Source organism: Mesorhizobium sp. M5C.F.Cr.IN.023.01.1.1, from assembly GCF_003997585.1.
Taxonomy (GTDB): Bacteria; Pseudomonadota; Alphaproteobacteria; order Rhizobiales; family Rhizobiaceae; genus Mesorhizobium; species Mesorhizobium wenxiniae.
Genome location: NZ_RZSU01000165.1, coordinates 1 through 10,345, shown reverse-complemented (window position 1 = coordinate 10,345; position 10,345 = coordinate 1). Strand labels below are relative to the sequence as shown.

Here is a 10,345-nt window from a genome sequence, read left to right as displayed (position 1 = left end):
CTCGACATCAAGCTCTTCCGCGACCTCCGCCGCCTTTGGGCGCAGGCGCTGGCCATCGCGCTGGTCGTCGGCGGCGGCGTGGCGACGGTCATCCTGGCTGTCGGCTCGTACCGCTCTCTCGACGAGACGAGGGCTGCCTACTACGAGCGCTATCGGTTTGCCGACGTCTTTGCCACGGTACGCCGCGCGCCGAACGGCGTCCTCGACAGAATTGCGGAAATCCCCGGCGTCGCTGCCGTCGATGGGCGCATCGCCAAGTATGCGCTGCTCGACGTGCGAACATGACCGAGCCGGCTACGGGGTTCGTCGTTTCGTTGCCGGAAATCGGCGAGCGGGCGCTCAATCGCCTCTACATGCGTGCCGGCCGCACGCCCGACCCGAACCGGCAGGAAGAAGCAGTTGTCAACGAGAGCTTTGCCGAGGCGCACCGTTTCACGGTGGGTTCGCGTTTTGCCGCGATCCTCAACGGGCGCAAGCGCAGCCTCACGGTAATCGGGATCGCGCTGTCTCCCGAATATGTCTACGCCGTCGGACCAGGCGACGTCATTCCCGACGGCCGCCGTTTCGGCGTCGTCTGGATGTCCGAGCGCGCGCTGGCCAGCGCCTACGATCTCGAAGGCGCGTTTTCGTCCGTTTCGGTAAAACTTCTTCCGGGAACGTCCGAGCGCGAGGTGACGACGCGCCTTGATGCCCTGCTGGACCGCTATGGCGGGCGCGCGGCCTACGGACGCAAGGACCAGATATCCCATGCGTGGCTCGATCATGAGCTCGACATGCTCAACAACATGAGCCGCACCCTGCCGCCGATCTTCCTTCTAGTCTCGGCGTTCCTTGTGAACCTCACGCTGAGCCGCCTGGTTTCGCTCGAGCGCGAGCAGATCGGACTGATGAAGGCAGTCGGCTATCGCAACGCCGCGATCGTTCTGCACTACCTGAAATTCGTCGTGGCCATCGCAGCGATCGGCATCGTCATCGGCTGGGTGGTCGGCACCTGGCTTGGCGCGTACATCACGCACCTTCTCGACGACTTTTTTCGCTTCCCGTTCCTGCTCTTCGCGAAATCTCCCGACCTCTACGTCATCGCCGCGGCGCTGAGCCTGGTCGCGGCGGTCATAGGCGCGTTGCGCGCCTTGCGGGAAGTAGTCCGTCTGGCCCCGGCGGTCGCCATGCAGCCGCCAGCGCCGCCGAGCTTCCATCGCGTGTTGCCGGCTGGGCTCGGCCTCACCAATCTCGTCTCGCAGCCGACGCGGATGATGCTGCGCAACGTCGGGCGGCACCCGATTCGATCATCATTCACGGCGCTCGGAATGGCGCTGGCGACGGCGATCCTGATCGTGTCGCTGTTTACCGGCGGGACCATGGAGCAGCTTGTCGACGTCACCTACTTCCTGGCGGGTCGCCAGGATGCGACGGTGAGCCTCTTCGAGAAGCGGCCGCAGGAGGTCGCTTTCCAGGTTGCCAGGCTTCCGGGGGTGCTCGCTGTCGAGCCGTACCGGGAAGTCCCCGTCCGCATCCGCAACCGCCATGTCGAGCGCCGGATCATGATCCGTGCGCGGCCCCGCGATGCCGACCTCAACCGGGTCATCGATGCCGATTTGCTGCCGGTCGTCCTTCCTGAATCCGGCCTGGCAATGTCAGGCATGCTCGCCCAGATCCTGGACGTGCGGGTCGGCGACACGGTGGAGGTCGACCTGCTCGAAGGTTCCCGCCGGACCGTTTCACTGCCGGTTGCGGCACTGATCGAGGACTATCTCGGCATCCGCGGCATGATGGACCAGGAAGCGCTCGCCAGGCTACTGCGCGAGGCGCCGGCGGCGAACGGTGTCAATGTCAGCCTGGACGAGCGCAACCGGGATAAGTTCTACGCCGCCCTCAAGACAATGCCTGTCGTCAGCAGCCTGGCGCTGCAGGACCGCTCGCTCGCCAACTTCCGCGAAGTCACTGCCCTGATCGTCACGACAATGTCCAGCATCTATACGGGGCTTGCGGCCGTCATCGCCTTCGGCGTGGTTTACAATAGCGCTCGGGTGTCGCTCTCCGAGCGTGCCCGCGAACTTGCCAGCCTCAGGGTGCTCGGCTTCACGCGCGGCGAGGTGTCGCGCATCCTGTTGCTCGAGCTTGGTCTGCTGACGCTGATGGCGCAGCCGCCCGGCTGGGCTATGGGCTATGGGCTGGCGTGGATCATGAAGACAAACCTCGCCGGCGAGCTGATGCGGGTGCGTCTCGTCGTCGAGCCGGCCACCTATGTCTACGCCAGCGCGATCGTCGTCACGGCGGCGGTTCTCTCCGCGCTGGTCGTCGGAAGACGCGTGAATCGACTGGACCTCGTTGCCGTTCTCAAGACGCGGGATTGAAGACCATGCGCACCAAATGGATGAAGAGAATCGGCGGCGCGGCCGTTGGCCTGATAGCGGTGGCGGCGATCTGGTTCGCATGGCCGCAGCCGATCCCCGTCGACCTGGCGATGGTGGCTAGGGGCCCAATGGAGGTCACGGTCGACGACGAGGCCAAGACCGAGGTGCGCCATGTCTATACGTTGTCCGCGCCGATTGCCGGCAAGGTTCTCCGGATTTCGCCTCCGCTTCATGTCGGGGACCAGGTCACCCAGGACGAAACAGTGGTGGCTGTGATGCAGCCGACTACCCCCAGCTTTCATGACATCCGCACTCACGAAGAATTGCTGGCGGCGCTTGGTGCAGCCGATGCGGCTTTGACAGCCGCGCGAGCGGAGGTGAAGCGGATCGAGGCGACCCTGGCTTACTCGCGTACCTTATTGCAGCGGGCGGAGAAGCTGGTGCGAACCGAGGCCATCTCACAAGAGGCCCTCGACAAAGCAAAGTTCAATGTCGAAGCAAACGAGGCCGCTCTGGCGAGCGCGAAGGCGCAGGTCGAAGTCCGCCGCAACGAGCAGTCCATGATCCAGGCGCGACTCGGCCAGCCTGCCGACGACGCGACGCGATCGGATCCGGCCTGCTGCATCCAGCTGCGCGCGCCGGTGAGCGGCCGCGTCCTGAACATCATTCAGGAGAGCGAAGGCATGGTTCAGGCCGGGGCGCCGCTCGTCGAGATTGGCGATCCGCTCGATCTGCAGGTGGTGGCGGACCTGCTTTCGATCGACGCGGTCCAGATCAAACCCGGCGCAGCCGTTCGGATCGACGGGTGGGGTGGTGAGGCTCTCAACGGCAAGGTGACTCGTGTCGACCCGGCCGGCTTCCTCAAGGTCTCTGCGCTCGGGATAGAGGAGCAGCGGGTCCACACCGAGATCGACTTCGTTGACCCACCCGAATTCTGGTCAGCGCTCGGGCATGATTATCGCGTGATTGTGCACGTGACTAGCTGGCAGGACGAAAATGCGCTCACGGTACCTGTAGCGGCGCTGTTTCGACAGGGCGACGACTGGGCTGTGTACGTCGTCAAGGACGGACGCGCACGCACCTCTATCGTGAAGATCGGCCAACGCAACAGCCGGGTAGCGCAGATTGAGTCCGGACTTGCGGCGGGCGATCGCGTCGTGCTGCACCCGAGCGACCGAGTAGCGGACGGAGCAAGGGTTCAAGAACGCATAATCCGATAGCTCGTAGCTCGCCCGCTAGTTTATAGTCTAGCGGTCCGGTCAGCTGTTGATCGGCTGCGCCGCGCAAGTAGCAGTTCGTTTGCGCATGACGGGTGCGCCCATTCTGTGTCTAAGGCGCGCCGGTTTGATCTTGGTCAAGGAGATAAATCTCCAACGGGATTTCCATGTGACTTCCATCAGTCCGTCTGCCGGCAACGAGGAGGGTCGATGTGCAGAAGAAATCCTGGAGGGGGCCCTTTCTCAGGGCGATGATCGCCCTTTGGGTCCTTATTTCCCCTTGGGTCCTTGTGCATCTGGAAATGGGACCACCATCACAGTCTCAGATCAATGGCGGCACCTTACTGAACTTCCTTGTCGTGGGGGTTGTGATGATGGTGATTTCCATCGCGCCATTTACGGTTTCCGCCGCCTGGGAGGGTCGGGTGAACGCCGCCATCGGCATATGGCTCGTTGCTTCGCCTTGGATCCTCGGCTTCCAAAGCTTGATCCTGACGTTGAACGCCGTCGTGGTTGGCATTCTCACCCTGGGTGTGACAGTTTCGCCGGGCGCAGCCGCCGGGAACCAGCAATAGAGACCGGAGGTGCTCGTTTAGGGTAAGCCCGGCCAGCGGCAATCATCAACCGACGATTGCAATCCGGTCCGCCGGATGGCCGTTGATTTCTCTCGATCCGCGTACGTTAGCGCCGGCCGATTTGCATATCGGCCCTTCGCCATTCTGGTCCCGCGGGGACAAGTGGTCTGATCCTTCTCAGCCAAGGTTCGCCTCCTTCGCCTCGGCGTGCTTGCTGCCGGGAGGAACGGCGCGGTTCTCGCCGCTGCGGTGCCGGTAGGGACGGTAATTGCCAAGGCGTGTACGCGAGGTGTAGGCCCCATCTTCAAAGCCAAGTGGCTTGCCGTCTGGCCCGATGGGCGCGGGTTCGACTTGGACTGGTGGTTCAACCGCCGAGGCTTCGGGCACGACGATTGGGTCCGGCGTTGGAGCTGGCGCTCCGCCGACCAACGACAAGCGGCGCTGGGTCACAACCTCGGCCGCCGCCCGTACCGGATCATCCTCGGTGTGGACGTAGCGCATGAACATGGTCACGGTCTTGTGGGCCGTGAGCGCCATTCCAACCTTCACCGGCACGCCGGAATTTGCGATGTCGGTGGCGGAGCGGTGGCGAATGCCGTGCGTACCAATGTGGGGCAGACCTGCCCGCTGCAGGATGCGTCTCCAGCCGTGAGAATAGGTGTGCTTCGACATCGGCAGATTGGGGTCGAAGATGGACGGGCAAACGAACGGCGAATCCTCCAGCCTCGGCGCGGTCTCGAAAAGTCTTAGCGCTTCAGCGCTCATGGGCTTCGACATGCCGCCGGTCTTGCTGTCGGGCCAAACGACCCGGCGATTGTCGAAATCGATCCAAGCCCACTCAAGTTGAATGATCTCCGACATCCGCGCGGCAAACTCGAACTGGAGCCGGATGGCGAGAAGGATGAAGGGATGTTCGAGCCCCTCGGCGTCGGCGCGGTCCAGATACTCGAACAGCTTGCGTAGTTCCGCGTCGGTGATTAGGCGGGTCTTACCGCGCTCAGGATATTTCGGGATGTGCCGGCACGGGTTGGAGCCATCCGGCCGCATGCCCCAAACCTCGGCCATGTTGAACATCTTCCGAACAGCCGCCAGCACTCGGTTGGCGTTGGTCGGGCTCCTGGCCATCTTTTTCATGAGGTGGGAGATGTCGGCGCGCGTGACATCGGGAACCTTCATGTGTCCCAGGATCGGGATGATATAACGTTTGCCGTAGCCGCGGTTCGACCCGACCGTGGACGGCTTATTTCGGCTCTCCGAGTAGTCGGTCATGAACTGATCGAAGAGTTCCTTGACCGTAGGGGCATGACGAGCAGAGGCCCGCTCGGCGCTCGGGTCCGCGCCGCGCCGCACTTCGGCGAGCCAGTCCTGGGCGATGTTGCGGGCCTGCTCGACGGTGATTTCGCCGTAACGCCCGATGGCCGGCTTCCGGCGCTGGCCGTTGTGAGCGACGTAGGCGACCATGAAAATCTTGCGGCCAGTGGGCGTGACCTTGACAAGGAAGCCGGGTATCGTCGTATCTCGGAGTTCGTAATCGCGCTCCTGCGGGGTTGCGGTGTCGACAGCGGTCTTTGTGAGCTTGATTTTGGGCATGCCTAGCCTCCGTTGAAGTCGGATTTCAGGTGCAGAATAGGTGCACTCGGAAAGCCAACCGTAGCGTGTCTCCGGTTAGGTATGTGTGACCCGAGAGCCGAAAAAAGCTAGTGCTGGCAATCTGTTATCGGGAAATCGGATACCGCCGGATATACAAAGGATAGAGCATATCCGGCCCCTCAAAATCGAGTTCCGCAAGGAGTGCTGGTTCGATCCCGGCTAGGGGCACCATTTTCCACCCGAGATGTCTTGGAAGCTCGGCGGGATGTGTTCCGGGAGCATCCTGGGATAATCACAATCGAGGCCGGTCCTTCCTGACAACGAGGCCGGTCCTTCCTGATTAGATCGGACTCCGTAGCTCAGGTCGCCATCACATCGGCCCCGGGACCATCTTGGTCGGCTGCTCCGGCATCGGAAACGCGTAATTGTCGCATTTCACGTCAGGGTTCGTCGGGCTGAACATTCCGAGCGGGTTGTCCTTGAACAGCCAGGCGTGAAGATCGTAGTGGTAGAACTCCGTCGGAATAAGCGGATAATGCCCCTCCATCGGCCCCTGGAATTTCTGTCCAAAGAGTTTCGGCGGCTCCTTGGTGTCAGGCGTCAACGGTGCAAGCCATTCCACGGCCACCAGGCGCAGGCCGCCGTCGACTGGCTCATAGATAAGGACATTGGGGCGCGTCGGATCTGGTGTCGGGCTGACGCTCGCGACGTTGACGAAATGAATGCCCATCGCGCCCTTAGGGTAATCCATAGCGCCAGCCACTTTTTCGCCGCTGTAATAAACGCATCCGACCGTCGACAGATAGAGGTCGCGAATGGCGGCCTTGTAGTCTTCGTACTTGGATAGCGATTTTTTCAGGGCATCGATCTCGGCCTTGTCGGGCTCGGCGGCCTGACCTGCAGCCGCAGTCAGGCAGGCGCCGATGAGGCCAGTCAAAGCGAGAATGCTGCGGCGCCTGAAGTAAGTTGTTTTCGTCATGGATTCCTCCCAGATTTTTTTGTTCTGCCGTGCAAGGCGGCAATGATGCTGGTTGCGCGGCCGAGATTATCGCCGATGCTAATCCTTTCCGCTGGTCGGGAGAATTAAGCCTCATGACCTAGGCCTCGACTGTGCCTTCGTCATCCTAGGGTCTGCGCCGCGTCGCTTCGCTCCTTGCTCCGCCCGGGGATGATGAAGTGGAGGGGTGTTGCGGCTAATCCTGGAGGTTTGCGATTTGCCACTGACGGGAATTATCGACGTTCGCTGCTGATTGGCCCGACCTGTCAAAATCCCTGGGTCGAGGAACTAGCAGCACCACCAGCCTACCGCCGTCCCAGCAAGCTCTTCATCCGGTTGCGCAGCAGGCGCGCCATGTTGCGGGTTTCGCGGTAGAGGTGAAGCTGCGACGCCGCCTGGCGGGCGAGGCGGTCGGCGTCCGGCGTCAGGCCGATGACCAGGGTGCCGATCGGCCTGCGCTCCGTCCACAGCCGGCTCATCACCGGATGGTCGGGCACGGCACAGGAATCGGTCATCATGATGTTGGGGTCGTCGAGATGCTGCCTGGTCACCTCGATCATCAACAGCGTGCCCGGCGAATAGGCGGCGAGCGTCTCGTCATAGGCCGTCTTCCAGGTGTAGGCGACGCCGGCCTCGACGAAGACGATCAGGCTGGCGATGGTGCGGTCGTCGAGCGTCAGCGAATGGATGCGGCACAGATCCTGTTCGGCCAGCCGGTGCACGGCCTCGCGGGCGAAGGCGGCGCGGTAGCGGTCGATGGCCATGGCGGTGCGCTCGCGGCCTTTCCAGCCTGCTGCTTCAAGCGTCAGGAAGCGTTCAATGGCGTGGCGGATATTTGCCGGTCCGCGCGCCACGACATGCTCCAGCCTGCCGAGGTCGGCGAGGCGGCGCTTCAGGCGGCGGAACTCGCGATAGTGGTGCGAGCGCAGCGAGGCCTTCAAATATGCTTCGCCGTCGAGCCCGCTTTCAAGCATCGGGCGTTCGGCCTTGCCGGTGGTGACCAGCGTCAGGCCACGCGTCTCGGCGACGGTGGCCAGCAGGCTGGCCACCGGGCCGTCGAGCCGGATGTCGGGCAGGACGAAGACCTTCGGCAATTTGAGATGCGGCCGCGACAGCATCGCGAAGAAATCCTCGATGACGCCGACGGGATCGTCGTGGTCGACCAGCGGCGTGCCGATCGGGCCGAACGGGCTCGACCATGTGCGCATGACCGGGACGCCGAGCGGCACGCCCGGCCGCTCCACCGACAACGGCACCAGCAGGCGCAGCCGGTTGCGGTATTCGTCGCCGTCGCGGATGACCGCCAGCCGCACCTCGCGGTCTTCCAGCCGCGGCATGGCAGGCGCCAGGAATCGCGGGTTGAAGAAGACGTTGGGCTCGATCGTGCGGGTGCAGAGATAGTCGAGTTCCTCGACCAGATCGAAGCCGGCGGAGGCCGGGTAGACGGCCAGTTTGCGCTCGGGCCGGTCGTTGGCCAAGAGCTCGATATGGGCGGGGTCGGCTTCGCGGGCGAGCCCGGCGAGGCCGGACACCATGGCGCCGGCCGGGCCGCCGCTGGTTTCCTCAAGCAACGGGATGGCAGCCATCATGCGGCTCCTTCGGCGGCTACGAAAATGGCCATGACGATGCCGAGCTTGCGCCACACCGTGAAGGACAGCGCGCCGGCCTCGAAGATCATCGCGAAGGCGGTGGCCATCGCCGCGCCCCACAGGCCGAAAAGCGGAATCAGCACCAGATTGAGACCGATGTTGAGGGCCAGCGTGACGGCGTAGACGGCGGCGCAGACGTTCTGATTGCCGCTCATGGTGAGCAGGCTTTCGCAGGGGCCGACGGCGGCGCGGGCGACGACGCCGAAGACCAGCAGGAACAGCAGGGGGTAGCCGGCAACGAATTCGGCGCCGAACAGACTCAGCATCGGCTCGCCCAGCACCAGCACCAGCAGCGCCATCGCCAGCGACGGCCAGAAGGTCCACGACACCGTTTCGCGGGCGAAGGCGGCGAGCTTTTCCGGCTCGCCATGGGTGAATTGCGCGTAGCGCTGGGCGACGCCGGCCTTGACCGCGAAATAGACGAAATGCACCAGCGCCAGCGTTTTCACCGTGGCGAAATAGACGGCGACGTCGTTGGGGTCCATATAGGCGCCGACCATCAACACGTCCGCGTTGGTGAGCAGGAAGAAGAAGCCTTCGACCAGGAAGATCGGCAGCGACACGAGGAACCACTGCGCGAAATGAACCTTCTTCGGCCCGGCCGGGATATTCCTGTCCATGCGTGACGTGATGCCGATGAGCTGACCGAGCGTGGTGGCATAGGCGGCGGCGATCGAGGCGAAGATCGCCGTCCTGGCGTCGGGCGCAAAGCCGACCAGAAGCATCAGCGCCATCAGCGCCAGGATCAGCATCGGCCGCACCAGATAGGTCGGCGCCAGTGCAAACAGCGCCCATGAGTTGGCCCGCGCCAGCCCCTGCAGCAGATCGGACATGGCGATCATCGGCATGCAGATGAGGCCGAGAATGAACGGCACGACATAGTAGTTTTCGATGAAGGGCGAGAGCAGCCAGACGCCGAGCGCGCCCAGCCCGGCGATCGCGGTCGAGGCAATAAGCACGAACAGGCGGCTGGTCAGCACGATGCCGCGCAGTTCGGCCAGCATGTTGCGCTCGCGATATTCGGGAATGAAGCGGATGACCGAGGTGTGGAAGCCGAGGCAGGCGAGATTGCCGACGATGACCATCGTCACCCAGACGAGGACGAAAATGCCGTATTCGAATGAGCCCATCCAGCGCGCCATCAGCACCTGGCTGACGAAGGCGATGACGGCGCTGACGATGCGGATGGAAAAGGCGATGAGCGACATGCGGCCGGCTTCGCCGCGCTCGTCGGCGGTAAACAGCACGGCATCGATGCGGCCAAGCAGCGGCTCTACGCGCAGCGCAAGGCGCTGCGGCAGGAACCGCCCGGCTGTCGTCGCCGCGGAAAAGCGCACCCAATACTCTCCGTTTTCCGCCTCTTTTCTGGCTATGCGTCTAACGAAAACACATTAAGAAACGGTTGGGTGGGAGCTTTCTTCTCCCCGTCACTATACGGGAGAAGGTGCCGGCAGGGGGATGAGGGGCGGCGGCGACTTTCGAGAATTTTACGCTGCCCAATAATGCCTGACGTGGGTCGCGGTATCAGACAATCATGCGTTCAAGTTCACCGACGAGCGCCATTCTGCCGTAGAAACTCTGGACTATCGCCGGTAGAAAAGCCTCGCAGTTCGACTGCTTCCGACCGAAATAGGTGCCTCAACCGCAAGCCGAGCAGACGGACGAAATACAGCTGCGTTCGTCCGTTCCCCTCACAATGGGTGAATGTCGGTGAAGATGGTTTGAGAAAGTGACTGTGGACGAAGTCGCTTTCGCGGGATACTAGCGGATCAAGCCGGCGGGACAGCGCCCCCCTGGCCGCCTGATATCTCCCCCTCAGGTGGGGAGATTTGCTCATCTCGAACGTCCGCGCTGCCCTCATCCGCCTGCCGGCACCTTCTCCCCGTATAGTGACGGGGAGAAGAGAAGCTTACGCAAACGCGCCGTGGCAATGCTTGTACTTCTTGCCCGAACCACACGGGCA

General features: G+C 63.0%; 6 protein-coding genes and 1 pseudogene. 3 read left to right on the top strand and 4 right to left on the bottom strand.

What is annotated here, in order from left to right:
• From EOA78_RS33510 to EOA78_RS33500, 3 genes and pseudogenes are all read left to right on the top strand, one after another.
• Positions 1 to 2,354, top strand: a pseudogene (locus tag EOA78_RS33510) (FtsX-like permease family protein); the annotation flags it as partial.
• Between the two features lie 5 nt (positions 2,355 to 2,359).
• The gene (locus tag EOA78_RS33505) at positions 2,360 to 3,574 is read left to right on the top strand and encodes an HlyD family efflux transporter periplasmic adaptor subunit (RefSeq protein ID WP_127319812.1); all 1,215 of its coding nucleotides are present in this window, start codon (positions 2,360 to 2,362) and stop codon (positions 3,572 to 3,574) included.
• Between the two features lie 209 nt (positions 3,575 to 3,783).
• Positions 3,784 to 4,146 carry an SPW repeat protein gene (locus tag EOA78_RS33500; RefSeq protein ID WP_127319810.1) on the top strand — a complete coding sequence of 121 codons (363 nt, stop codon included), beginning with the start codon at positions 3,784 to 3,786 and terminating at the stop codon, positions 4,144 to 4,146.
• A 177-nt stretch (positions 4,147 to 4,323) separates the two neighbouring features.
• Here the strand turns inward: EOA78_RS33500 and EOA78_RS33495 are convergent, their stop codons facing one another.
• The 4 genes from EOA78_RS33495 to EOA78_RS33480 all read right to left on the bottom strand — a co-directional run bounded on the left by EOA78_RS33495 (position 4,324) and on the right by EOA78_RS33480 (position 9,719).
• Positions 4,324 to 5,736 carry a site-specific integrase gene (locus EOA78_RS33495; RefSeq protein WP_127319808.1) on the bottom strand — a complete coding sequence of 471 codons (1,413 nt, stop codon included), beginning with the start codon at positions 5,734 to 5,736 and terminating at the stop codon, positions 4,324 to 4,326.
• A 370-nt stretch (positions 5,737 to 6,106) separates the two neighbouring features.
• Entirely contained in the window at positions 6,107 to 6,673 is a 567-nt protein-coding gene (locus EOA78_RS33490; protein WP_245477962.1) for a hypothetical protein, read from the bottom strand.
• Positions 6,674 to 7,038: 365 nt separating this feature from the next.
• A complete protein-coding gene (locus EOA78_RS33485; protein WP_127319804.1) occupies positions 7,039 to 8,319 on the bottom strand; it encodes a GNAT family N-acetyltransferase in 1,281 nt (426 codons plus the stop codon).
• Entirely contained in the window at positions 8,319 to 9,719 is a 1,401-nt protein-coding gene (locus EOA78_RS33480; protein ID WP_127319802.1) for a lipopolysaccharide biosynthesis protein, read from the bottom strand. The genes EOA78_RS33485 and EOA78_RS33480 overlap by 1 nt, the downstream gene beginning before the upstream one ends.
• Between the last annotated feature and the right edge of the window lie 626 nt (positions 9,720 to 10,345).